Annotated in this window: 22 protein-coding genes; 7 read left to right on the plus strand and 15 right to left on the minus strand. The window is 62.7% G+C overall.

The genetic code is table 11. The features are described 5' to 3' along the window. Positions 1-80: 80 nt before the first annotated feature. Complete coding sequence (locus tag Q5H89_RS17940) at positions 81-1,469, minus strand: 3-keto-disaccharide hydrolase (RefSeq protein ID WP_305020726.1); 1,389 nt, start codon at positions 1,467-1,469, stop codon at positions 81-83. A gap of 147 nt (positions 1,470-1,616) precedes the next feature. Between Q5H89_RS17940 and Q5H89_RS17945 the strand changes: the two genes are divergently transcribed. After that, a complete protein-coding gene (locus tag Q5H89_RS17945; RefSeq protein ID WP_305020727.1) occupies positions 1,617-2,717 on the plus strand; it encodes a Gfo/Idh/MocA family protein in 1,101 nt (366 codons plus the stop codon). Between the two features lie 3 nt (positions 2,718-2,720). On the opposite strand, the gene Q5H89_RS17950 is transcribed toward Q5H89_RS17945, so the two are convergent. Beyond that, a complete protein-coding gene (locus Q5H89_RS17950) occupies positions 2,721-3,701 on the minus strand; it encodes a Gfo/Idh/MocA family protein (protein ID WP_305020728.1) in 981 nt (326 codons plus the stop codon). A 217-nt stretch (positions 3,702-3,918) separates the two neighbouring features. Between Q5H89_RS17950 and Q5H89_RS17955 the strand changes: the two genes are divergently transcribed. Then, positions 3,919-4,797 carry an NAD(P)-dependent oxidoreductase gene (locus Q5H89_RS17955; RefSeq protein WP_305020729.1) on the plus strand — a complete coding sequence of 293 codons (879 nt, stop codon included), beginning with the start codon at positions 3,919-3,921 and terminating at the stop codon, positions 4,795-4,797. Positions 4,798-4,937: 140 nt separating this feature from the next. Here the strand turns inward: Q5H89_RS17955 and Q5H89_RS17960 are convergent, their stop codons facing one another. Next, positions 4,938-5,576 (minus strand): fasciclin domain-containing protein, encoded by a 639-nt coding sequence (locus tag Q5H89_RS17960; RefSeq protein WP_305020730.1) that lies wholly within the window; start codon positions 5,574-5,576, stop codon positions 4,938-4,940. Positions 5,577-5,742: 166 nt separating this feature from the next. On the opposite strand from Q5H89_RS17960, the gene Q5H89_RS17965 reads away from it, so the two are divergent. Then, the gene (locus Q5H89_RS17965) at positions 5,743-6,210 is read left to right on the plus strand and encodes a peptidylprolyl isomerase (protein ID WP_305020731.1); all 468 of its coding nucleotides are present in this window, start codon (positions 5,743-5,745) and stop codon (positions 6,208-6,210) included. Positions 6,211-6,282: 72 nt separating this feature from the next. Here the strand turns inward: Q5H89_RS17965 and Q5H89_RS17970 are convergent, their stop codons facing one another. Continuing rightward, positions 6,283-6,849 (minus strand): DUF4269 domain-containing protein, encoded by a 567-nt coding sequence (locus Q5H89_RS17970; protein WP_305020732.1) that lies wholly within the window; start codon positions 6,847-6,849, stop codon positions 6,283-6,285. An 82-nt stretch (positions 6,850-6,931) separates the two neighbouring features. Further along, positions 6,932-8,452, minus strand: coding sequence for a sigma 54-interacting transcriptional regulator (locus tag Q5H89_RS17975; RefSeq protein WP_305020733.1), 1,521 nt, complete (start codon positions 8,450-8,452; stop codon positions 6,932-6,934). A 293-nt stretch (positions 8,453-8,745) separates the two neighbouring features. On the opposite strand from Q5H89_RS17975, the gene Q5H89_RS17980 reads away from it, so the two are divergent. Further along, complete coding sequence (locus Q5H89_RS17980; RefSeq protein WP_305020734.1) at positions 8,746-9,573, plus strand: rhomboid family protein; 828 nt, start codon at positions 8,746-8,748, stop codon at positions 9,571-9,573. A 75-nt stretch (positions 9,574-9,648) separates the two neighbouring features. Here the strand turns inward: Q5H89_RS17980 and Q5H89_RS17985 are convergent, their stop codons facing one another. Then, positions 9,649-10,758 carry a vWA domain-containing protein gene (locus Q5H89_RS17985; protein WP_305020735.1) on the minus strand — a complete coding sequence of 370 codons (1,110 nt, stop codon included), beginning with the start codon at positions 10,756-10,758 and terminating at the stop codon, positions 9,649-9,651. Positions 10,759-10,862: 104 nt separating this feature from the next. Then, on the minus strand, positions 10,863-11,855 hold the full coding sequence (locus Q5H89_RS17990; RefSeq protein ID WP_305020736.1) for a GNAT family N-acetyltransferase: 993 nt from the start codon (positions 11,853-11,855) through the stop codon (positions 10,863-10,865). A gap of 96 nt (positions 11,856-11,951) precedes the next feature. Here Q5H89_RS17990 and Q5H89_RS17995 point away from each other — a divergent pair, with 96 nt between their 5' ends. Next, positions 11,952-12,233 carry a DUF427 domain-containing protein gene (locus Q5H89_RS17995; protein ID WP_305020737.1) on the plus strand — a complete coding sequence of 94 codons (282 nt, stop codon included), beginning with the start codon at positions 11,952-11,954 and terminating at the stop codon, positions 12,231-12,233. Between the two features lie 158 nt (positions 12,234-12,391). Here Q5H89_RS17995 and Q5H89_RS18000 read toward each other — a convergent pair whose 3' ends face one another. Both Q5H89_RS18000 and Q5H89_RS18005 read right to left on the minus strand, forming a co-directional pair. Then, positions 12,392-13,348 (minus strand): NADP-dependent oxidoreductase, encoded by a 957-nt coding sequence (locus tag Q5H89_RS18000; protein WP_305020738.1) that lies wholly within the window; start codon positions 13,346-13,348, stop codon positions 12,392-12,394. A gap of 133 nt (positions 13,349-13,481) precedes the next feature. Continuing rightward, positions 13,482-14,468 (minus strand): acyl-ACP desaturase, encoded by a 987-nt coding sequence (locus Q5H89_RS18005; RefSeq protein ID WP_305020739.1) that lies wholly within the window; start codon positions 14,466-14,468, stop codon positions 13,482-13,484. 262 nt (positions 14,469-14,730) lie between these two features. Here Q5H89_RS18005 and Q5H89_RS18010 point away from each other — a divergent pair, with 262 nt between their 5' ends. Then, a complete protein-coding gene (locus tag Q5H89_RS18010; RefSeq protein ID WP_305020740.1) occupies positions 14,731-15,717 on the plus strand; it encodes a hypothetical protein in 987 nt (328 codons plus the stop codon). Between the two features lie 69 nt (positions 15,718-15,786). Here the strand turns inward: Q5H89_RS18010 and Q5H89_RS18015 are convergent, their stop codons facing one another. The 3 genes from Q5H89_RS18015 to Q5H89_RS18025 all read right to left on the minus strand — a co-directional run bounded on the left by Q5H89_RS18015 (position 15,787) and on the right by Q5H89_RS18025 (position 18,533). Continuing rightward, positions 15,787-16,323 (minus strand): GbsR/MarR family transcriptional regulator, encoded by a 537-nt coding sequence (locus Q5H89_RS18015; protein WP_305020741.1) that lies wholly within the window; start codon positions 16,321-16,323, stop codon positions 15,787-15,789. An 8-nt stretch (positions 16,324-16,331) separates the two neighbouring features. Continuing rightward, positions 16,332-17,252, minus strand: a complete 921-nt coding sequence (locus Q5H89_RS18020) for a TIGR01777 family oxidoreductase (protein WP_305020742.1) — start codon at positions 17,250-17,252, stop codon at positions 16,332-16,334. Between the two features lie 207 nt (positions 17,253-17,459). Further along, positions 17,460-18,533 carry a nucleotidyltransferase domain-containing protein gene (locus tag Q5H89_RS18025; protein WP_305020743.1) on the minus strand — a complete coding sequence of 358 codons (1,074 nt, stop codon included), beginning with the start codon at positions 18,531-18,533 and terminating at the stop codon, positions 17,460-17,462. A 113-nt stretch (positions 18,534-18,646) separates the two neighbouring features. Between Q5H89_RS18025 and Q5H89_RS18030 the strand changes: the two genes are divergently transcribed. Continuing rightward, positions 18,647-20,896 carry a TonB-dependent receptor plug domain-containing protein gene (locus tag Q5H89_RS18030; protein WP_305020744.1) on the plus strand — a complete coding sequence of 750 codons (2,250 nt, stop codon included), beginning with the start codon at positions 18,647-18,649 and terminating at the stop codon, positions 20,894-20,896. Between the two features lie 58 nt (positions 20,897-20,954). Here Q5H89_RS18030 and Q5H89_RS18035 read toward each other — a convergent pair whose 3' ends face one another. The 3 genes from Q5H89_RS18035 to Q5H89_RS18045 all read right to left on the minus strand — a co-directional run bounded on the left by Q5H89_RS18035 (position 20,955) and on the right by Q5H89_RS18045 (position 23,880). Then, positions 20,955-21,887, minus strand: coding sequence for a helix-turn-helix domain-containing protein (locus Q5H89_RS18035; RefSeq protein ID WP_305020745.1), 933 nt, complete (start codon positions 21,885-21,887; stop codon positions 20,955-20,957). A gap of 68 nt (positions 21,888-21,955) precedes the next feature. Beyond that, complete coding sequence (locus Q5H89_RS18040; protein ID WP_305020746.1) at positions 21,956-22,816, minus strand: SDR family NAD(P)-dependent oxidoreductase; 861 nt, start codon at positions 22,814-22,816, stop codon at positions 21,956-21,958. 299 nt (positions 22,817-23,115) lie between these two features. After that, a complete protein-coding gene (locus tag Q5H89_RS18045; protein WP_305020747.1) occupies positions 23,116-23,880 on the minus strand; it encodes a nucleotidyltransferase domain-containing protein in 765 nt (254 codons plus the stop codon). Between the last annotated feature and the right edge of the window lie 191 nt (positions 23,881-24,071).

Consider the following 24,071-nt stretch of genomic DNA (forward strand, 5'->3'; position numbering starts at 1 on the left):
CTTTGGCTTATATTAAAAGGTCTGCAGGCTCCCCTTCTCCCCAAGGAGAGGGGGCCGGGGGGTGAGGTAAATCGACCGCGCTACTTCAGCTCCTTCAGCTTGATGCTGCGGAACGACACGCGGTTGCCGTGGTCTTGCAGCAGCAGGTGGCCGGCTTTGGCCTCGCCAAAGTTGGGCCAGATGTGGTACTTGCTCTGGGCCACCAGGTCGCGAAATTCTTTAGAGCCGCGCTCGTATTCAAGCACTTTGGCGCCGTTGAGGTAGTGCTCGACGTGGTTGTTGGGGTACACCACCACGCGGCCCACGTTCCACTCGCCGATGGGGTGCACGAAGCGCACGGGCTTGTCGGCCGTCTTCAGGTCGTAGAGCGAGGCTAGCGTGCGGTCGCCGTCGCGGCCCAGCTTGGCATCGGGGTGCAGGGCATCGTCGAGCACCTGGTATTCGAGGCCGATGGCCGAGCCGTCGGTTTTTTCGGCCAGGGTCACGAAGTATTTCACGCCGCTGTTGGCGCCCGGCGTCAGCTTAAACTCGAATGACAAATCGAAGGCGCTGTACTCGGCCTGGCTCACAATGTCGCCGCCGTTGGCCGCTTCCTTGCCTTCGGAGGGCAACACGGTCAGGGTGCCGTCGGCAATCTGCCAGCCCTGGGCGGGGAAGGCCGCGCCCTTCGCGCTACGCCAGCCCTGGCTGGTTTTGCCGTCGAACAGCAGCTTCCAGCCGTGCTGCTTTTCGTAGGCATTCAGGTAGTTGGGCACGAAATTGACCACGTAGATATCGGCCGGGAAAGCGCTCGGCTTGAGGTCGGTGGTTTTGATGCGAATGTTTTTGAAGTACACCCGCTGCCCGGCCTGGGCAGCCTCGCCCACGGCGTGCACCTGCAAGCCAATGAAGCCACTCGGGTCCACGGGGTCTACCACGTAGGCCACGGGCACACCGTTGACCCAGGTTTTCAGCTCGTTGCCCAGGCACTCTATTTTGAGGTGGTTGTACTGGCCCACTTTGAACGCCGTTTTGGCCTGGGGGTGCAAATCCAGGGGATACAGCCACTGGCGGCGGGCCTCGTCGTAGACGCCGCCCGACCAGCTGCGGGCCGAGGGGTCAACCTCAACCTGCCGGCCGTAGACCTTGCCCGGCTGCTCGGCCGAGTTGAAATGGCTGCGCGTTTGCACGCCCGAGTTGCTCGTGGGGTCATCGATTTTCACGTCCAGCTCCAGCACGTAGTCGCCGTACTCTTTTTCCGTCACCAGAAAAGTATTGCCCGAGTTGGGCACGCTCGTGCCCACAATGGCGCCGTTTTCGACCTTGTACTCGGCGGTGCCCCCTAGCCGCTTCCAGCCGGTAAGGGTTTTGCCATCGAAGAGGTTCTGCCAGGTTTCGGCCGCGGGCGCTGCTGGCCGCGTGTGAAACGAGAAAAGCAGCGAGGCAGCCGCGCTGGCCGCCAGCACGCAGGTTTTGCGAAGGAAGTTCATGGGGTGGGAAAAGGAAAGCAAACCGTAAGCGCCTTAAAAGTAGCTGCCGGGCCGCTTATGCGCCCTAAGCAGCCTCGTTAACCCTACCAGGGCAACCCGCGCCGCCCGGCCCGAGTATGCGACCCCGCACCCCTCCTCCCCGCTCCGATGCCTAAACTACTGGCGGCCATCGCCGCCCTACTACTCTTGGTTTTACTCGGCCACCCGGCCGCCGCACAGGCTAGCCCCCCGCTGCGGGTGGGCGTAGCCGGCCTCACGCACACGCACGTGCACGGCATTCTGGGCCGGGCCAAGCGCGGCGATATCATCATCGTGGGCATTGCTGAGCCCAACCGCGAACTGGCCCGCCGCTACCTGCAGCAGTATGGCCTACCAATGAGCTTGGTTTATAACACGCTAGACGAAATGCTGGCCAAAACCAAGCCCGAGGCCGTGACGGCCTTCGGCACCATTTACCAGCACCTGGAAGTGGTGCAGGCCTGCGCGCCCAAGGGTATTCACGTGATGGTGGAGAAGCCGCTGGCCGTGAGCCTGGACCACGCCCGGCAAATGCAGGCGCTCGCCCAAAAGCATCACATTCACCTGCTTACCAACTACGAAACCACCTGGTACGGCTCCAACCGCCAGGCCTATCAGCTGGTGCAGGACAAGGCCATCGGCGAGGTGCGCCGGATGGTAGCCCACGATGGCCACCAGGGACCCAAGGAAATCGGCGTTAACAAAGAATTTCTGGACTGGCTCACCGATCCGGTTCAGAATGGCGGCGGGGCGCTGCCCGATTTTGGCTGCTACGGCGCCGACCTCATGACCTGGCTCATGCACGGCGAGCGCCCCCTGTCGGTGACGGCCAGCGCCTTGCACATCAAGCCCGACGTGTATCCCAAGGTGGAAGACGACGTGACCATTCTGGTTACCTATGCGAAGGCGCAGGGCGTCATTCAGGCCTCCTGGAACTGGCCCTACGCCCGCAAGGACCTCGAAGTGTACGGCCAGACTGGCTCGGTCATCGCCCTCGACCGCGACCACCTGCGCGTGCGGCGCACCGAAAAAGAGCCCGCCCACGACGAAACCGTGGCCCCGCCCCCGGCGCCCTACGACGAGCCCTTCGCCTACTTGGCGGCCGTGGTGCGCGGCACCGCGCCCGAGGATGTGCTGTCTTCGCTGCCCACCAACATGCTGGTGGTCGAGATTCTGGACGCCGCCCGGCAGTCTATCAAAGAAGGCCGCACGGTGCAGCTGCCGCGCTAGGGGCTACTCGCCGGGGTAGCGCAGGCCGATTTGGGCCCGCACGGCGTCGAGCGTGCGCATCAGGTCGAGGCTGAAGGCCAGCGGCAGCAGCGGGCTTTCGGCCAGGCCCTGCGCCAGGCACTCCTGCACGTGGGCCGCTTCGTAGTGGTAGCCGAGGCCGGTTTTAGGATACGGAATTATTTCCGGCGCCTGCTCGGGTCGGTGAATTTCTATTCCATTAGGGGCATGAAACCGGCCCGTAAGGTGCAGCTGGCCCGCGGTGCCGTAGAGCACGCAGTAGTTGTTGGTGGTGGCGGCCAGCGTGGAAAACAGGCTGGCCGTGGCCCCGCTGGCGTGGGCTAGCGCCACCACGCAAGCCAGGTCGACGCCGGTGGGCGCGGGCGCAGCCACGGCGCGCACCGTGGCCGGCACGCCCAAAAACAACTGACTGATAAACAACGGGTACACCCCAATATCCAACAGCGAGCCGCCGGCCAGCGCGGGGTCGAACAGCCGCGACGTGGGCTTAAAATCAGTGATGAAGCCGAAGTCGGCCGCCAGGTGCCTCACCTCGCCGATGGCGCCGGCCTGCACCAGGGCAAGCGCGTGTTTGATGGCCGGGAAGAAGCGCGTCCAGAAGGCTTCCATCAGAAATACGCCGCGCTGCTGGGCTAGCTGTATCATTTCCTGGGCCTGGCCGGCGTTCTGGGCAAAGGCTTTTTCGCAGAGCACGGGCAGGCCGGCGCGCAGGCACAGCAGCGCGTGGGCGTGGTGCTCGGAGTGCGGCGTGGCAATGTACACGGCGTCGATATCGGGCACGGCCAGCAAGTCTGCATAGCTACCCACGGCGTGGGGCGCGCCGTGGGTGGCGGCAAACTCCTGGGCTTTGGCCAGGCTGCGCGAGGCTACGGCGTGCAGCCTGGCCTGCGGCACGAGCGCCAGGTCGGCGGCAAACTTGTGGGCGATGTTGCCCAGGCCCAGAATGGCCCAGTTGAAAGTGCGCATAAAAACTACGGGCTTGGCTAGGGGTCGGGCGAAGGTAGGCCCTTGGATAGCATCTGCGAGGCCGCCCGGCCCCTGCGGCAAGAAACCAGCGCTTTCGTAAAATGCCCGAAGAGGTTGCTGCTCCCCAGCTTGATAGGCGGCGCGCCAAAACCTGGCGCGGCAGCCCAGGTTTAAGAGGCCGATTGCTTCCCCTCTCACTTCATGCAATCGGTTACTTATGACTATTTCCTTTCTGGGCCTGGGCAGCATGGGCGCGGCCATGGCCGCCAATCTGCTGAAAGCTGGCTTCCCGCTGACCGTGTATAACCGCACTGCCGAAAAAGCCGAGCCCCTGCGCCAGCAGGGCGCCACCGTAGCCGCCAGCCCCGCCGAGGCCGTGCGCGGGGCCGACATTGTGTTTACGATGGTGACCGACGACCGCGCCCTCGAAGCGCTCACCACCGGCCCCCACGGCATTCTCAGCACCCTGCCCAAGGGCGCCATCCACGCCTCGTGCAGCACCGTGGCGCCCGATACCAACCGCCGCCTGGCCGAGGCGCACGCCGCCCACGGCTCGTTTCTGGTAGCCTCGCCGGTGTTTGGCAAGCCCGATGTGGCGGCGGCCGGCAAGCTCTGGGTGGGTTCCTCGGGCCCCGCCGAGGCGCGCGAACGGCTGAAACCTGCCCAGGCGGCCATCGGCCAGGGCACCCACGATTTTGGCGACGACCCCGGCGCGGCCAGTGTGGCCAAGCTCTGCGGCAACTTTCTGCTCGGCACCGTGATTGAGGGCCTGGCCGAGGCGCTGACCCTAGCCGAAAAGTGCGGCCTCGACCGCGTGGGCTTCTACGAGATGCTGACCAGCACGCTCTTCAACAACCCCATCTACAAGAGCTACGGCAAGCTCATTGCCGAGCAGCACTACCAGCCGGTGGGCGCGCCGCCCGCCATCATCCGCAAGGATATGAACCTCGTGGTGCAGGAAGCTTACAAGCACGACATGCCCATGCCCTTCGCCAACCTCATCCGCGACCGCCTCACCGCCACCGTGGCCCTGGGCGAGCCCGACGTGGACTGGGCCAGCTTTGCCAGGCGCGTGTCGGAAGACGCGGGGCTGTAGTTGAATTAAAATAAAGAGCGTCAGGCTGAGCTTGCCGAAGCATCTTGGCCGTACCGCTAGGGATTGCTTATTCCTAACGATTCAAACAAGATGCTTCGGCAAGCTCAGCCTGACGCTCTTTATGCAAAGCTGGCAGCGGTCTACTTGGCCAGCGGCAGCACCACGCCGTCAATCACGTGCGTCACGCCGTTTTTGGAAATCACGTCGGCAATTTGCACGGTGGCGGGGGCGTCTTTGCCATTGCTGACCATCACTTTGCCGTCTTTCACCGAGATGTGCAGCTTCTCGCCGTTCACGGTGGTTAGCTCCTGGCCATCCTTGAGGTCGGCGGCCACCAGGCGGCCGGGGATAACGTGGTAGGTCAGCACGCCTTTAAGCTTGGCGGCGTTGGCGGGGTCTTGCAGGGCGGCCACGGCCGCCTTGGGCAGCTTGGCAAAAGCCGCGTTGGTGGGGGCAAATACGGTGAAAGGCCCGGCGCCCTTCAGCGTTTCAACCAGGCCGGCCTGCTTCACCAGGCTCACGAGCGTGCTTACGCTCTTGGCAGCCATCGCATTATCCACAATGTCTTTGTCGGCCGTCATGGCCACGCCGTCTACCATCACGCCGCCGGGCTTGGCCATGCGGGCCGAGTCACCGGCCATCGCGGCCACCGAGTCGGCGGGGTTGGCCGTGCTGTTTTCAGTGGCCGTGGTGGTTTCGGTGGTTTTGTCGCCGCCGCAGCTGGCTAGGCCCAGCGAAAGCGTGAGGGCCGTGGCGAGAGGCAAGAAAATCTTCTTCATGAAAAAAGGAAATAGGGATTTTTGGAAAACATCCGGCTAGCCTTACGTAATAGCCAGGGCCTGTGGTTGGCCTAAACCCCGGCCCCGGGCAAGCTGTTTTACCTTCGCAGTGCCCGGCCAGCCTAAGCCGGGCAGTTTCCCACCCTTCACTTCAGGTTATTTTTCGATGAAAACCGCTGAAATCCACACGCCTAAGGGCGTTATGAAAGTTGAGTTCTACGAGCAGGATGCTCCTAACACCGTGAAGAACTTCACCGACCTAGCCAGCAAAGGCTTCTACGACGGCACTACCTTCCACCGTGTCATCCCGAATTTTGTGATTCAGGGCGGCGACCCCAACACCAAGCCCGGCGCCAAGGGCGCGCCCGGCACCGGCGGCCCCGGCTACAAAATCGACTGCGAAACCAGCGGCGGCCATCAATACCACGAGCGCGGCGCGCTCAGCATGGCTCACGCCGGCAAAAACACCGGCGGCTCGCAGTTTTTTGTAGTGCACAGCCGCGACAATACTGCCCACCTCGACCGCGTGCACACCGTATTCGGCAAAGTGGTAGAAGGCCTGGACGTGATTGACCAGATTCGCCCGAATGACACGATTGAGAAAATCGTGGTGAAGGACGACGCGCAGGCGTAAGCTTTTGCCCTAGCACCATAAAAAGGCCGTTCTGTTTAGTCAGAGCGGCCTTTTTTATGGTGCTAGGGCAAGCTAACGCTGGCTACCTTCGACCACGGACGCCAGCGCGGCATCATCCCAGGTTTCCAGCGCCAGCAAGGCGTGGTAGGGGTTGCCGGGCAGGCCTAGCACCTGGGCAAAGGCCGGCTCCGTTTTCAGGCCGCTAGCCTTAAGCGCCAGCACCTGCTGCCGCAAGGCCGCGCCGCCCACCGCCAGCAGCCGCGCCTCCACTACCAGATGGCGATAGCCGTTTTGGCGCGCCGTGGGTTGGGCCTGCCCAAACACCTCCACCGCTAGCCCCTCCACCAAAAATGAGGCCGCGAGGGCGGGCTCCGCGGTATTTACCGACCGCACCACATACCCCAAATGCCCGGCAAACCCGGCCAGCGCCTGGCGAAAATCAGTCCAATCGGGCACCTCACAAATAATATCCAGGTCGCTGCCCGGTACGGTGAGGTCCAGCGGGAAAGTGCCCACCAGCACAGGGTCGTAGCGGCGCAAGCGTGGCAGCAGTTCATGCCGCCTCAGTACCTCAAATGCCTGGCGCTGCGGTGCGCTGCCGTGTTGCAAGTAGCCAAGGTCTTTCCAGTCCGGAAGCATGACGCAAAGAAAAGCCCCGCGTACCGGGCGGTATGCGGGGCTTTTGTTTGGGCAGTCGCGGGCTGAAAGTCCGTGCTACGGCCTAGCGGCGGCGGCGGGGCTTAGGGTCTTCGTCCTCATCGTCGTCGTCGCCGAAGCTGGGCATGGTGAACATCGACGAAAGCAGGTCTTTGAACTGGGCGCCGGCCGTGAGCTTGTTGCGCGAGATGAGCGAGTGCTCGGCTAGCCCGTGCAGCAGAAATTCCATGAGGAAATAGGTGGTCTCGGCGTCTTCCTTGGGGTGCAGCTCGGTCACGATGTCGCGCAGGCCGGGCACTTTATCGAGGGCGGCGCGGTAGTCGGCGGTGCTGGCATCGCTGAGGATGTCGAGCGTGTTGCCGTTGCCAAACCACTCCTGCACCGTTTTGTAGGGGCTAGGGCGGTTTTTGAGCTTCTTGGCCTTGTCGGGGTCAGGGAAGTAGTTGAGAAACAGCGTGCGGATGGCCTTGCCCATCAGCTTCTCAGCCACGATGCCCGCGCCTTCCTGCTCACCCTCGTACACCAGCTCTACCTTGCCCGTAATGGCGGGCACGGCCGAAATAAAGTCGGCCACGCGCACGTAGGTGCTCGTTTCGCCGTTGATGAGCGCGCGGCGCTCGGCGCCGGCAATTACCTGCTCGTAGGCCGAGATGGTGAGGCGGGCCGACACGCCCGACTTGGCATCTACAAACTCGGAGCCGCGCGCCTCCACGGCCACCTGCTCCACGAGGTCGTGGGTTATTTCATTGGTCGTCACCAGGCCGCGCTGCTCTTCCTTGATGCGCGCCTCCTGCTTGGTAATGCGCTTGCCGATTTCAATCGACTTGGGGTAGTGCGTGATAATCTGGGCGTCGATGCGGTCCTTGAGCGGCGTCACAATGCTGCCCCGGTTGGTGTAATCCTCGGGGTTGGCCGTGAACACGAACTGAATATCGAGCGGCAAGCGCACCTTAAAGCCACGAATCTGGATGTCGCCTTCCTGCAAGATGTTGAACAGCGACACCTGAATGCGGGCCTGCAAGTCGGGCAACTCGTTTATCACGAAAATGCCGCGGTGCGCGCGGGGTATCAGGCCGAAGTGAATCACCCGCTCGTCCGAGTAAGGCAGCTTGAGCGTGGCGGCCTTGATGGGGTCGGCGTCGCCGATGAGGTCGGCCACCGTCACGTCGGGCGTGGCCAGCTTCTCGGTGTAGCGGTCGGCGCGGCCCAGCCACTCGATGGGCGTGTCGTCGCCCTTCTCCTCAATGAGGTTTTTGGCGTACACCGACAGCGGCTGCATGGGGTCGTCATTCAGCTCCGAGCCCTTCACTACGGGGATAAACGGGTCGAGCAGGTTGATGAGCAGGCGCGCAATGCGGGTTTTGGCCTGGCCGCGCAGGCCAAGCAGGTTGATGTGGTGCCCGGCCAAAATAGCGCGCTGCAGCTCGGGTATCACGGTTTCGTCGTAGCCGAAGATGCCGGGAAACACGTCTTCCTTGTTTTTGAGTTTAGAAATGAGGTTATCCCGCAGTTCTTGTTTCACGGTGCGGGGCTGGTAACCACTGGCGCGGAGCTGGCCCAGGGTGCGGATAGTTTCGTGCTTCATTAGCCCTTAAACCCGCAGAGGGCCCTTGAGGTTCAGGCCAACGGGGCAGAGATTTTTCGCTCCAAAGCCCATCTCCAGCCCCGGGCAAATGCCGCCAAGGCTGGCCGGGGCTGGCAGCTACTTATGGTCGGGCCTATTTTTTGAATCTCAGCGGGTTTTGAGGGCCTGGCGCTTGCGGCAGCAGGGGCCTGCTTGTTACTTTGCCCGGCTATTTTGCTATGCTGCGGGCTGCGCATTTTCCCGGACCCGGTTTCGCTTCCGCTCTTCTCTTCAACACCTACCCGTCTTTCTGCATGCCCGATTTTGGTATCATTGGCCTGGCCATTGTGCTAGCCATTTTTTTCGTTTCCTATAAAGGCTTTAAAGACCCTGCTTACCTCGACCGCTATGCCTTTCGGGTCGCCGATATTAGCCACGGGCGGCAGTACTACCGGCTGCTCACCTCCGGTTTTTTGCACACCGGCTGGCGGCACCTGGTGCTCAACCTGCTCACGTTTTACTTCTTTAGTGGCAGTGTGGAAGTCATGCTGGGCTATCGCAACTTCCTCCTGCTTTACGGGGCTAGCCTCGTAGGCGGCAACTTATTCTCGCTGCTGCTGCATCGGCACGAGGAAGACTACAGCGCCGTAGGGGCTTCGGGGGCCATCAGCGGGTTGGTTTTTGCGGCTATCACGCTGTATCCCGGCATCGAGGTGGGCATGCTGGGTCTGTTTGTGCCCGGCTGGCTGTATGGCATGCTATACGTGGTGATTTCGGCCTACGGCATCACTGCCCGGCGCGACAATATTGGGCACGATGCCCACCTGGGCGGCGGGCTGGTGGGGTTGCTGGTGGTTGTCTGCCTGCAGCCCGAACTGCTGCGCACCAACTACTTACCCATTATTGCCATTCTGGCCCCCGCCCTGGGGTTCTTCTACTTGCTTATCAAAAGGCCCGAAGCCCTGGTACTGGGTAATTTATTCGGGCGCTCGCCGGCCTACCAAACCGTTGACGATAAGTACTATGCCCAGCAGCGGCAGCAAGAGCAAGACCTTGACTACCTGCTCGACAAAATCAGTCATAAAGGCCTCGACAGCCTGAGTACCAAAGAGAAAGCGAAGCTGGAAAAGCTATCTCGCTAGCCCCCGCGCAAGCTCCAGATGCAAAAGGCCGTCCTGTACACAGCAGGACGGCCTTTTTATTATCAGCAAAGTAGCTTACAGCGACTTGCGCCGGTTTTTCTTATAATCCTCAAACACCAGGTGCCCCAGCCCCTTCAGGCCCGAGTAGTAGGCCTTGCCCTGGTTTACCTCCGTGAACTCCTCCACAAATTTTTGCAGATACGGGTCAGAAGTAATCATAAACGTGGTAATCGGAATCTTAATGCGGCGGGCGGCGGCGGCCAGGTTCAGCGTTTTGTTCACCACCTTACGGTCGAGGCCGAACGAGTTTTTGTAGTAGCCGGTGCCTTCCTTCAGGCAGGTGGGCTTGCCGTCGGTAATCATAAAAATCTGCTTGTTGGGCGTTTTGCGTTTGCGCAGCAGATCCATGGCTAGCTCCAGGCCGGCCACCGTGTTGGTGTGGTAGGGGCCCACTTGCAGGTACGGCAGGTCCTTCACCTCAATTTGCCAGGCGTCGTTGCCGAATACGATGACGTCGAGCGTATCCTTGGGGTACTTCTGCTTCACCAGCTCGGCCAAGGCCATCGCCACCTTCTTGGCGGGCGTAATGCGGTCCTCACCGTAGAGTATCATCGAGTGCGAGATGTCAATCATGAGCACCGTGCTGGTCTGCGACTTGTGCTCGTTTTCGCGCACTTCGAGGTCGCCCTCGGTCAGCATGAAGTTGTCGCCGTCCATGCCGTGGTTGAGCTGGGCATTGCGAATGCTCTCCGACATCTGAATCTGCTCGAGCGAGTCGCCGAAGCGGAACTCGCGCAGGTCAGTGCTCTGCTCGTCGCCCTGCCCGGTGTGGGGCGTGCGGTGGTTGCCGGTGTTGCCGCGCTTGAGCTTGCCAAAAATCTCCTCCAGCGCCGACTTACGGATTTTCTGCTCGGTTTTGGGCGTGATTTTCAGCTCGCCCCGCTCCTGCTCGTTCTCATCAATGTAGCCCTTCTTCTTGAGGTCGTCGATGAAGTTGCCCATGCCGTAGTCGTTGTCGGTGAGGCCGTACTGCTTGTCCAGCTCATTGAGCCACTGCAAGGCCTCCCCCACATCGCCGCTGGTGATGGTTATCAACTGCATAAACAGCTTGAACAGCTGCTCAAACCCCTTTTCGCCTGAATTTTCATCGGGCACAAAATCTTGAAAGCGAACGCCAATAGCCATAATTTTCTCTACGTAAAGTACGAATGCACCTGCTGGGGCGCGCCACGAAGCTACTCGGCCCAACAACGCCCGCGCCGGTAATGTTTCCCGGCCGCTAGCCTCCGCTAGTGCCCCGGTGCCGGGCGCGGGCGCAGCCGCCGGTACAGGGCCATGCGCGCCGCCTTGAGCTGGCGCACCGGCCAGGGCAGGCGGTTGGCGGCAATGGCCAGGTACGGCGCCGGCGCTGGCCCAAAGCTGCTGTAGAAGTGCGCCACGTTGGGCACCTCCGGCGCCTCAAAATCGAATACCAGGTCCTGGCCCGCGTGGGCGCGCAGCACCTCATCGAGCAGCACCGAAATGGCGCCGGCCTCCTTGCCGGCCTGCGTCGAGCAATTGAAAATGTAGGTCAGGTGCTGCTTGAAATGAAACAGCAGGCCCATCGCCAGCACCTCGCCGCTAGCCCCCCGCACCTGCCACATGGTAGCTAGGCCCTCCTGCCGGGCGCGCGCATACAGCGCCCGCAGAATGCGATACTCGTAGGCCTCGCCGATGACCCCATAAATTTTGGGCGCCGTGTTTTCGGCAAAAATCTGCACCATCAGGTCGATGTCGGTGGTAGGCTCTACGTGCAGGCCGCGGCGCCGGGCCTGGTTGAGGCGCCAGCGGCGGTTGGGCTTGTAGCCAGCCAGCAGCTGCGCATAGGGCGGGCGCAGCGACAGGTAATAAGTCGTGAACGGCACCCCGGCTAGCCCCGGCTGCCCGGCGCCCAGCAACTCGGCATTGCCCGTATTGAAGGCATACTGCGTGATAACCCGAAACCGGCCCAGCAAGCGCGCCACCTGCTGCCAGTCGGCAGCCGTAGGCGTTTCGAGCGAAAACAGGCCTAGCTGCTGGGCAAACAGCGGCTGCTTTAAATAGCGCAGGCCAAACTTGCGCTGCACGGGCAGCGGCAGGCCGGCCACGTAGCGGCCGCCCTCTTCGCGCACGAGCGCCTCCCAGCCCGGCGCCACACTATCGAGGTACCAGGTGAGGGCGTAGATTAAGCCGTTAGGGGCCTGATTGATAAGCGCGTCCCACTGCGGGCGGTTTATTTCGGCGTGGCGTACGTGGCGGAGCATTTACGAAGCAGAGCGCCGGAGCCGGGCGCAAACATCCGGCAAAGTAGCGCGTTTAACCCTGGCCGGGCGGCCATTCAGGTGCCGCACCGCCAGCTTATGAAAGCCATTTGGAACAATACCGTCGTGGCCGAGAGCGACGACACCGTGGTAGTCGAGAACAACCACTACTTCCCCGCCGATGCGCTCAAAAAGGAATATTTTGAGGACAGCATCGCCCATACCTCCTGCCCCTGGAAGGGCCGCGCCAGCTACTACTCGCTGCGCGTAAACGGCGAACTCAACAAAGACGCCGCCTGGTTTTACCCCGAAACCAGCCCCGCCGCCCAGAACATCCAAGGCCGCGTGGCTTTTTGGAAAGGCGTGAAGATTGAGAAGTAGACGCTTTTAAGTAGCAGAACCGCTCCGTTTTGGCGTATCATGCTGAACGAAGCGAAGCATCGCGCTCGCCTTCGCCTGGACTACTGCTCCTAGCGAAGGCGAGCGCGATGCTTCCCTGCGTTCAGCATGACGTTTCGATTGTCTGCTGCTTTTGCCCGTTAGGGCACAAGCACGACCTTACCCGTCGTGTGGTGCGTTTCAATCTGCTCGAAGGCCTTGCGGGCCTCATCGAGTGGGAAAGTGGCCGCGATGGGCACGGTGAGCTTGCCCGTATTGGCCAGCTCGCGCAAGAAATCAAGGTCGGGCACGCTGGGCTGGGCCATCACGTGCTGAAAGTGCACGCCGGCCGGCAGGACCAGGCCCTTGCCATCGTTAAGCACCGAGATGAGGCGGCCATTGGGCTTGAGGGTGGGCAGGCTTTGGGTGAGCGTATCGCCACTGGCAGCGTCGAATAGCAGGTCGATGCCAGCGGGGGCCACGCGCTTTATCGACTCGGCCACCGGGCCGGCCTTGTAGTCGACGGTGAAATCGGCGCCCAGCTTTTTCATATGGTCGGCACTGTCGGCGCTAGCCACAGCCACCACGGTGGCTCCTACGTTCTTGGCTAGCTGAATGGCTGAGCCACCCACCCCACCCGACGCCCCGAGAATCAGCACCGTTTCGCCCGCCTTCAGCTGGCCGGCCTTGATAACCGACTGGTACGCGGTGAGGCCCGCCAGCGGCAAGCCACCGGCTTCAACCCAGCTCAGCTTTTCGGGGCTCTTAGCCAGCAGGTTTTCGGGCACCACAATGCGTTCGGCAAAGGTGCCGTGCTGGGCCACGGGCTGGCGCACGTAGCCATATACTTCGTCGCCCACGGCCAGGCGCTCCACGCCAGGGCCGCATTTTTCCACAATGCCGCACACGTCCCAGCCGGGCACGGTCGGAAACGCGCTGGGCACCACCTGGGCAAACTTGCCCTCGCGCACTACGGCATCGACGGGGTTGACGCCGGCAGCTTTTACTTGCAGCCGCACGTCGTGGGGTCCTAGCTCGGGCAGGTCGAGGGGGCCGACCTGAATTTTATCGATGCCGCCAAACTCAGTGTAGAAAGCGGCTTTGGTTTGCTCAGCCATGAGGAAAAGGGAAAGGTTGGAATGAAACTGTCCGATGATAACCCGCTGCCCGGCCGATGGTTGGGGCAGCGCAAAAAGCCCCGGCTGCGCGGGGCAACCGGGGCTTGTCTACGAAAATCAGCGCTAGCGGGGGCTAGCTAATCCACTTAAATTTGTATTCGAGCTTGGGCACCGTCATGCGGTCGCTCACGCGGCGCAGGCGGGCGGGCAGGTTCATCACATATTCCTGGGCTTTTGCGGCGGCGGGCGTCAGGCCGGTGCGGTCGGCTATTTTCCACTCGTCAAGCAGCGAGTCCAGGATGTCGGTGTAGTCGTTGCTGGTATACACGCCAATGCGCTGGGCGGCATCGGTGAAGTGCCCGAAAGTTTTGCCCATGTCGATGCCCAGCTCGCGCATGTAGTGGGCGGGCATCACTATTTTCTTGCGCATCATATCCTCGAAGGCCAGCATCATCTCGCTCGGGTCAAGCTCAAAAATCTTGCTCACGAAGGTTTTGTACGCCTTGGCGTGGCGGTTTTCGTCGCCCGCAATCATGCCGCAGATTTTCGACAGGCCATCGTCGCCGGCCTGGCGGGCCAGCTGGCCCACGCGGCGGTGCGACACGTTGGTGGCCATTTCCTGGTAGCTCGTGTACACGAAGGCGCGGTACGGGTCGTGGGCCGTGCCCAGGTCGAAGCCGTCGTTGATAAGGTGCTGGGTCGAGAACTCAAACTCGCGCATGTTTACGCGGCCGCAGAGGTAGAGGTAGCGGTTGAGCAGGTCGCCGTGGCGGTTTTCCTCGGCCGTCCAGCCCCGAATCCACTGCGCCCAGCCGTTGTTGCGGTCGCGGTTCAGGTCGTCAAGCTCATGAAACCAGGCCTCGTAGTTGGGCAGCGCCTCCTCGGTAATGGTGTCGCCGATGAGCACGGCCAGCAGGTCGTAGCTCAGGCCACCGGCGCGCTCGCGCAGCTCCTTCACCTCATCGAAGAAGGTATCGCGGCGCGAATCGGGCAGGTAATCAGCAGGTTGCCAGCTATCTTCTACCTTTTTGAGAAAGGTATAGATATTATCCTTCAGGTAACCTTCGAGTTGCATGAGCACTTCGCCGCGCGAAATGAGAAGGTCATTAGTCAGTATCATAACGAGAGTGCACCACCAGTGAGCGGGCGATGAATGAACGTGCGAAGGTCGGGTTTTAGTTGACTTTAGGGGGTACAGGATTAGGGCATTCGTGCGATTAGCTCGGCCGGAGTACTAGCTACGGGCAAATTTGGGTGCTACCTTGCTTGTTTTCAGGCCTTCGCCTGGTTCGGCCAGCTAGCCCTCGCCGCAACAATAGTAAGTACGCCGCTTGCCGGCGAGGCGCCCACGGCTAGGCGGGCTAGCCGTTTTACTGCTTCTTATGCGCTTCTTATGGATTTTAGGGTTGGTGTGCTGCCTCGCGCTGGGGGCCCGGGCCCAGAAAATAAGCTACGACATTCCGAAAGACTACCGCGCGCTTATCAGCAAAGCCGACTACCAAGTACTAGTCGACTCGGCGGTGGCGGTGGTGGCGCGGCGCTACCCGGTGGCGGCCGTGCACGATGGCACCATTACGCTGCGCCCCGGGCAGCCGGGCGTGACGGCGCTCAACCTGCACAACCTCATTGCCAAGTGCGCGGCCCAGCCCGACAAAACGCAGTGGCCGGGCCTCATTCGGTATCATTTTACGAGCCTGTTCAGCTCGTTTGACGAGCAGCGCAAGATTGACCCGCGCAGCTTCGAGAGCGTGCGCCCCTACCTCAGCCTGCGCATCTACCCCGAGGCTAGCCTGGCGCAGCGCGGCGGGGCGGCCAACCTGCTCACCCGCATCGACCTCGAAGGCACGGCCACCGTGCTGATGCTGGACCTGCCGGGCGCCTTCTCGGCGGTGCCCAAAGCCATGTTTGCCGAGTGGCACCAGGAGCCGGCCGCCGTGTTTGCGCTAGCCCAGGCCAACGTAAACAAGCACACGGTGGGCCGCGATACCAGGGAACTGGAATCCGGGCCTATAAAACTGACGGTCAATTTTATAGCTGAGGAAAACTACGCCGCCAGCTACGCCCTGGACCTGGCCGCCAACGCGCCCGAGTTTGTGGGCGAGTGGGGCAGCGTGGTGGCCATCCCCAACAAGGGCCTGGCCAGCATCTGCCAGGTAAGCCGGGCCCATCCCGTTGATTTTGTGCAGTATATCCAGGGCACGCGGGCCATTATTGAGCGCTTTTACCAGGAGCACGAGCAGCCCGTAAGCCCCGCTTTTTACTGGTACTACCAGGGCAAGTTTACCCGCATCGTGGTCACTACCAACCCCGACGGCAGCGCCAACGTCATCGCCCCGCCAGGCCTCTCGGCCCTGATGACAGCCAAGTAGCCGCCCGCGCGGGCCCGGCGTGGGCGGCCGCTAGCCCGCACTGGCACTCAAAGACCTGCGCGGCCAGGGCTAGAGAAAGAGCTTGAAAAACTTGTCCCAGAACCAACTGCGCTCGGCCTGCATGAGCTTGGTGAGCAGCTTGTCGGAGGCGGCGGCCAGCTGCTGAATGTCGGTTAGGGTGGTGTGAAAGGCCCGGTAGTCGGCGTCGGCCGCATCGCCGGGCAGGACGGCCAGCTGGTCGAGGGTGCGCTTCATCTGGTCGAGTTCGCGGCGCTTGCGCGCCCGGATAATGCAGCGCGTGACTTGCAGCATATCCTTTTCGGCCACAAAAAACTCGCGGCGCTCGCCGGGGCGCAACTCTTTGTAAATCAATTCCCAATCGAGCAGCTCGCGCACCGTCATGCTGGCATTGCCCCGCGAGATGGTGAGCTGCGCCATAATGTCCTCGGTGCTGAGCGCTACTGGGCTCACCAGCAGCAGCGCGTGCACCTGGGCCAGGGTCTTGCTCACGCCCCAACTCGTGCCAGTCACGCCCCAGAGGTGGATGAATTGGGCTTTGGCCTCGGCCAGGCTGGGTGTGGGCGGGTTATTGTCTGCGGGAGTCATATGGCAACTTAGTTACTTGGTTCAGCAGGCAGTAAATCTGCCATTGCCGCCTCACAAGTTGGATAGTTGAATGCGAACCCCGCGTCGAGCAGCCGCTGCGGGTACACTTTGCGGCTTTTCAGGATAAGCTCGGTTTCGGTGCGCAGCGCGAAGGCGCCGATTTCGAGCAGCCAGCGGGGCTGCGGCAGGCGCAGCAACGGCCGCAGGTGCCGGGCCAGCAGGGCGTTGAAATCGCGGTTGGGCAGCGGGTGCGGGGCGCACAGGTTTACCGCGCCGCTCATGGGCCCGGCGTGTAGCAAAAACTCCACCGCCCGGCAAAAATCCTGAATGTGCAGCCAGCTAACCCACTGCCGGCCCGAGCCTTGCGGCGAGCACAGCCCGAAGCGCGCTAGCCGCGCCAGCACCGGAAAGGCCCCGCCATCGGCCCCCAGCACAATGGAGGTGCGCAGCGCCACCCGCCGCGTGGCCGGCGTGGGGGCCGCCGCCAGGGCCGCCTCCCAGGCCTGGGCCACCCCTACCGAAAAGCCTTCGCCAATGGTACCCGCAGCCTCCGTATTGGCTGGCAGGTCGCCCGCCGTATCGGCGTAAATAGTAGCGGTGGAGGAGTTTAGCCACACGCGGGGCGGCTGCCGGCAGGCTGCAATGGCAGCCCCTAGTACCGTGGTGCTTTCGATGCGGCTCGCCATAATCTGCCGGCGGTTGGCGGCCGTGTAGCGGCAATCGACGGTGCGGCCGGCCAGGTTTACCACGGCCGCGGCGCCCTCTAGCTGCTGCGCCCACGGCCCCAGCGTGCGGGCATCCCAGCGCACATCGCCCGGCCCCGTGCGGCTTATGCTGACTACTTCGTAGCCAAGCGCTTGAAAATGCTGCCGCAGGTGCCGGCCCAAAAAGCCATTGCCGCCGATGAGCACGAGTTTGGGAGGTTTCATAATCGCTAAGCACCTAAGCAGCCGCTGCTTCGTGCACCGACGCTTGTGGACGCCGCAAATGTATCACAAGTTTCAATAATTACTGAAATTTGTGATACATTTTATTTTACTCACATCACGCAGCTTACCAATAAGTTGCTGCCTGCTCGTTTCCATAGCCAGCCAACGCCGCTACGCGCTAAAGGCTCCCCGGTACCGAAAGAGAGGCTAGCGGGCCGCGTAAAATGCTTGGCGCACCTGGCGCAGCACGGCTTCGGCGGCGGCGGCATCGGGGGCCTCGGGCAGCGCGGAGGTGGCAAAAGCGGCTTCTACCTGGGCCACTAGCTGCTCGGCCTGGGCCACAAGGTCGGCGTAGGCAAACTCGCCGCGGCGGATTTGCAGCAGGAACTCGCGGTTGGGGCGGCGCACCTGAATTTCGCCGGTACGGGCAATTTCCTCGGCCATTTGCAGCAGCCGGAAAACGTGCAGCATGTTCTTGGCGTCGTAGTTTTTGCCGTGCTGCACGGTGTTTTGGTAGCGCTCCTGGTTGCGCTTGGTTACCCATTCCCAGTACTCGCGGTAGGCGCGGCAGTACACGCTGTAGCCCGTGCGGTTGAACGACAGGTACGCCACCGGCACCTCCCCTTTCGGCACGGCCGAGAGCTGCACATCCTGGCTGCTGTCGGGGTCGCGCACGAGGCCCCGGTAGCCGAGCGGCCGGGCCGCCGCGGGGTCCACAAACAGGGCGTATAAGTCGGTGAGATGCGGCACTTTGGCCAGGCCGCACTGCCCGGCCGCCAGCCCCTGCCGGGCGAGCCAGATGACCACCGGCTGCGCGCCGGCCCCCACCGTGACGTAGCAAAAATCGAGCACCGACTTGCGGGCCGGCGGCTCGGGGTGGTTGATTTTCTTATTGAGGCCCTGCGCCTTGCGAATTTGCGCCACGGCGTACTCGGCAAAGCTTTGACGGCAGAGCTTGGACAGAAAATCGGGGGCCTTGAAGGCGGCAAACAGCGGGTGCTGGTACACAATGCAGTCGGCGGGCGTGCCGAGCAGCTCCAGCACGGTGGGGTTGTTTTTCAGCAGCAGCTCCACAAAGCGGCGCAGCTCATAAAACACCTCGTCGTTGGTGTCGTTGGCGATTTGCGGCACGTAGGTGAGGCCCAGAAACTGGTCCTCGGGCAGCACAAACACGCCCTTCAGGTCGGTATCGGAGTGCGGCAGACTGGTGCCGTAGGCACGGCTGCCGCTCACGGCTTCAAACAAAATGAGGTGCTGCTGGCGCAGGTCGGCAATGGTCATAGCGGGCAGGAATTGGGCTGCGAAGGTGCTACAGAAATTCTTCAAAGCGCGGCCTTTGGTTTGCGGCCCTTTACGCGTTTACGCGGCTGGGCTAGCCTGCTTCTCCTAATTTTATGTTTCGCTCTTTCCCGCTCCTGCTGGTGGTGGCGCTCGGCCTGCCAGCCGCTGCCCGCGCCCAAAGCCTTCAGCTTGTTGTGCGCGACTCGACTACCCGCCAGCCGCTCATTGGGGCTAGCGTGGGCGTGCCCGGCACCGGCGTGGGCGGCACCACCGATGCCCGCGGCCTGGTGCAGCTAGCCCCGGCCCCGGCCCCGGGCACCCGCCTGCGGCTGGAGGCGCTGGGATACAAGGCGCGCAGCCTGGCGGCCCCGGCGCCGGGCGGCGCGCCGCTGCTGCTGCTGTTGGCGCCCAGCGCGGCGGCCATCGACGAAGTGGTGGTGACGGCCACGCGCACCAACTCGCGCATCGAGGACCAGCCCGAGCGCGTGGAGGTGCTGGGCGAGGAGGAAATGCAGGAGGAAAACGGCATCAAGCCCGGCAACATCGCCAGCCTGCTCGGCGACATTGCGGGCACCCAGATTCAGCCTACCTCGCCCACTACCGGCAACGCCGACCTACGCATTCAGGGCCTGCAGGGGCAGTATTCGCAGATTTTGCGCGACGGGCTGCCGCTCTACGGCGGCTTTGCGGGCAGCTTCGGCATCTTATCGGTGCCGCCGCTCGACCTGCGGCAAATTGAATTACTAAAGGGCTCGAACTCGACGCTGTACGGGGGCGGCGCCATCGCGGGCCTCGTCAACCTGGTGAGTAAGACGCCTACGCTGGGCACGCCGCAGTTCACGGCTACGCTCAACCAAACCACGCTCAACGAAACCAACCTCAACGGCTTTGCCGCCCAGCGCGGGCAGCGGCTAGGGTACTCGCTGTTTGTGGGCCTCACGCGGCAGCAGGCGGTAGATGTGGACGGCGATGGCTTCGTGGACGTGCCCCGCGTGCGCAGCCTCAACGTGCACCCGCGGCTGTTTTACTACCCTAGCCAGCACAGCCAGCTGGCCGTGGGCTACACCGGCACTTTCGAGAGCCGGCGCGGCGGCCAGCAGCAAGCCGTGCGCGACGAGGCCGAGGTGCTCGGCGGCGCGGCGTATTTCGTGAATAACACCAGCCAGCGCCACACCCTCGACGCCGTGTACACCAACGACAGCGTGGGCACCGGCCGCCTCACGCTGAAAGGGGCCGTCACGAATTTCGGGCGCGACGTGCTGACCAATACGGTGGCCTTTAAGGCTTATCAAACAACTTTTTACACCGAAGCCAGCTACCTGCACGCGGCCGGCCGGGGCAATACCCTGGTGGCGGGCCTGAACCTCAACGGCGAGCAGCTGCGCAATGCCGAGGGCCGCGCCACGCCCCTGCTTAGCCCCTACACCTACCACACGCTCGGGGTATTTGTGCAGGATAGCTGGCAGCCCGCACCGCGCTTCAACGCCCAGGCCGGCCTTCGCTACGACCACCAGAACCAGTACGGCGGCTTCGTGCTGCCCCGCCTTTCGGCGCTCTATAACCTCACCGATGCGCTCACCGCCCGCGTAAACGGTGGCCTGGGCTACCGCGTGCCGGTGCCCTACGTGAACAGCCTCGACGAGCGCGACTACCCGCAGGTGCAGCCCCTGGCCGGGCTAGTGGCCGAAACTTCGCAGGGCCTGAACGGTGACCTGAACTACCAGCACACCTTCGCCAATTTCGGCGATGAGGGCGAGCCGTTGGTGCTGAATATCAACCAGTCATTCTTCTATACGCGCCTCCAAAACCCGCTCATTCTGCCTGATGGCGGCCTGGCGGGCGGCCCCGGCGCGGGCACCTACCAGCCCGGCAGCGGCCCGCTGCGCTGGCAAAACGCCGCCGCGCCCGTCACAACGCGCGGCCTCGAAACCTACGTGCGCCTGCGCGCCGACGAAACGGAGCTGTACCTGGGCTACGTCTTCACCGATGCCCGGCGCGACTACGACCCCGCCAACCCGCACGTGGAGCTGGCCGCCCGCCACAAGTTTGCGGCCGTGGCGCTCACCGAAATCGGCGCGCACTTTGGGGGCGGCATCGAGGCCAGCTACACCGGGCAGCAGTACCTCAGCGACGGTAGTACCACGCCCGGCTACCCTATTGTGGCGGCGCTGCTGCGCTACCGCACCGGCCCCTGGACGCTGGTGCTCAATGCCGAAAATGTCTTCGACTACCGCCAGACGCGCCGCGAGCGCGTGGTGCTGCCCGTGGGCGGCAGCTACGCCAGCCCGCTTTTTCGCGAACTGTGGGCGCCGGTCGAGGGCCGCGTGGTGAATTTGTCGCTCAACTGGAAATTTGAGAAGTAGCGCGGCGTGGGGCGCTGCGCTAGGCGTCCCTTCCCAAAAAGCAGTCAGTAACAGAGCGTTAATTAAGCTGGAAGGACCGCCGGTATGCCAGCGGCGAGAGGGCCGTCTTGGCTTTGAAAAACCGGCTGAAGGACTGCGGATGCTCGAAACCCAGCGCGTAGGCTACCTCGCTCACCGACAGGCTCGTGGCAGCGAGCTGCTCTTTGGCCTGCTCGATGAGCTTGTCGTGGATGTGCTGCTGGGCGCTCTGGCCGGTGAGCGTGCGCAGCATGTCGCTCAGGTAGCTGGGCGACACGTGCAGGCACTGCGCCAGGTACTGCACCGTGGGAATGCCTTGCTCGTGCAGGCGCTCGGGGCGGAAGCTTTCGGCCAGCGTCGCTTCCAGGCCCTGGAGCAGGTCGCTGTGCACGGCTTTGCGCGTCAGAAACTGGCGCTTGTAAAAGCGATTGGCATAGGTCAGCAGCAAGTCGAGCTGGGCAATAACCACATCCTGGCTGAACTCGTCGAGGCGGCTGGCCAGCTCCGCTTCCATGGTCCTGAACAGCGCCAGCAGCACCTCGCGTTCCGGCTCCGACACGTGCAGCGCCTCATTGGCCGAGTAGGTGAAGAAGCCGTACTGCCGGATTTTTTTGGCCAGCGGGTAGCTCGCCAGAAAATCGGGGTGAATGAGCAGGGTAACGTGGGCGCACACCTCCCCTGCCCCGTGCTCCTGCGTGCCGCCCAGCAGCTGCCCGGGCGCGGCAAACAGCAGGCCGCCGGCCTCAAAATCGTAATACTGCTGGCCGTACCGGAGCTTGCGACTCAGCCTGGGCCAGAAGGACACCTTATAAAAGCCCAGCACGTGGGGCTGGAGCGGGGCGCTGCCCGGCGCGGGCGCGGGCGCATTGCGCACCAGGCTGATGAGCGGGTGCAGGGGCCCCGGCAGGCCCAGGGCCCGGTGCGCCTCCGACAAGGAGGCAAACCGCAACGGCGCGTTTTCTTGCTTTTTCATGGCTTAGGTAAACCTTACGCAACCAGGCAAACGGCGCGGGCGCACCGTTTGCCTGGTTGGAATATAGGCTAGCTGGCTTGGCCCTGGGCGGCGGTAGAAACGGCGGCCCAGGCCTCCCAGGTGGCTAGCCGCTGGGCATAAACCGCGCGCACCTGGGGCAGGTTGTGGCTGCCCAGAAACAGCCGCAGCGGCGGCTGCTCGGCATCTACGACGGCAAACAGGGCCGGCGGAGTCGCGGCGGGGTTGCCCCGCTCCATGCCTTGCAGGCCCGCGAAGAAATTCTTCTTGAAATCGGCATACACCTCCAGGCCTTCTGCAAAGCGCAACGACTCCGGGCTGCCAAACTCGGTGGCGTAGGCGCCGGGCTCGATGATAGTTACCTTGATGCCAAACGGCGCTACTTCGGTGGCCAGGCTCTCGTGAATGGCCTCGAAGGCCCACTTGGAGGAGGCGTAGTAGCCGATTACCGGCGGCGCAACAAGGCCTAGCGTGCTCGACACACCCAGAATGTGGCCGTGGCCCTGCGCCCGCAGCAGCGGCAGCGCGGCCTGAATGACGGAAACCGTGCCAAACACGTTGGTTTCGTACAGTGCCCGGAGGTCGTCCGGGCTGGCTTCCTCAATGGTGCCGACCAGGGAATAGCCAGCATTGTTGAGCACGATGTCGAGCCGGCCGAAGTGCGCGTGGGCCTGCGCTATGGCCGCTTTCACCTGCTCGGGCTTGGTCACGTCCAGCTCCAGGGGCAGTACGCTAGCTCCGTATTTCTCCGTCAAATCGGTGATGCTGGCCAGTTGACGCGCCGTGGCGGCCACTTTGTCGCCCCGTTGCAAGGCAGCTTCCGTCCAGGTGCGGCCAAAGCCGCGCGAAGCGCCCGTGATAAACCAGATTTTGGGGCTAGCGCCCCCAGCGGTGGGTGTTTGCGGTGTCATGCGGGTTGAATGCGTTAAGCTAATGAACAGCACAAAGGTCCCGCCCGGCGCAGGGCCCTGCCGTAGCCGGATTGCGGAAGTTTGTAGCTTAATCGCGGCGGCGACTCCGCTTTTTACTGGGCTGTATGAACAGTCAATTAGAAAACGTTGTCATGCAGAGCTAGTTAGAAAACGCTGTCATGCAGAGCATCTCGCGTGCGGTCGTTGCTATCGTCAGCACGCGAGATGCTGCGCTGCGCTCTGCATGACCTGATTTGAAAAGACTAATACTATCCACTCACCCTAGCAGGCAGCCCGGCCTATGAAATACCGGCTACCTGCTGGCGCAATAGTGCGTCCAGCGCTTCTACCAGGCCCGTCGGGCGCACGATGGGTAGCGTCTCCCGCGCCGCCTGCCCGGCCGCGTACTCTTCTGCCAGAAAGGCAATTAGCTCGGAAGGCCGGGCCACCATAGTTTTCTCATTGGAATGAGCCTTTTGCGCAAGCAGCTCCTCCACAACACCGTGCAAATCCGATGGCAGCAGTGTCCGCAACGGCGCAAACTCCATCGGCGGCAGCGCGTGGCGCTCGCGTATCCAGCGGGCGGCCAGGGCCGAGCGCAGGGCGTAAAACAGGCGTTTCAGGCGCACTTCTTCGCCAATCAGGTCTTCTTCTACCCCGCGCCGCAGCTGGCCCAGGTAGTGGTGCAGGCCGGCTTTCAGGTTGAAGGCTAGCGGCAGCAGCGGGGCTAGCCGGGTCCTGAAACCCAGGGCTTCGTGGTAGACAATGGGCGACTGCAGCCACTCGAACAGCGCCGCGTTGGAGCCGCGCAGCAGGCGCAGGGTTTTGCGCAGCTCCCAGCCGGCCAGGTCCAGCTCGTCATCGACCGGAAAGTTGAGCGTATCGAGGCCTTCATCGAGGCGCAGGTACCAGTCGGTGGGGTGACAGTAGATGAAGCGCACGTCGTAGTCGGAGTCGGGCGAGGGAAAGCCCCAGGCCCGGCTGCCCGACTCGCAGGCGTAGAGAATACGGATGCCGTGGGTGGCTTCGAGGCTAGCCAGGGCCGAGGTAAGGCGGGGCGTCATGGAATAAAAAACAGCGGCTTGGAGTTAGCTGAAAGCCAGCGTGAAAAAACACGCTGTCAGGCAGGTTAAACAGAAACAGGCAAAAAAAGCGCGCGGCGTGCGATTTGTTGATAATAAATGCTAATTTTGTTAAACAAAATACCTCCCTGCTGTCTTACTCCTACGCTCGTTAATCTACTGAATTGACCGGC

The sequence above is a fragment of the Hymenobacter cheonanensis genome (assembly GCF_030581075.1).
Lineage (GTDB): Bacteria > Bacteroidota > Bacteroidia > Cytophagales > Hymenobacteraceae > Hymenobacter.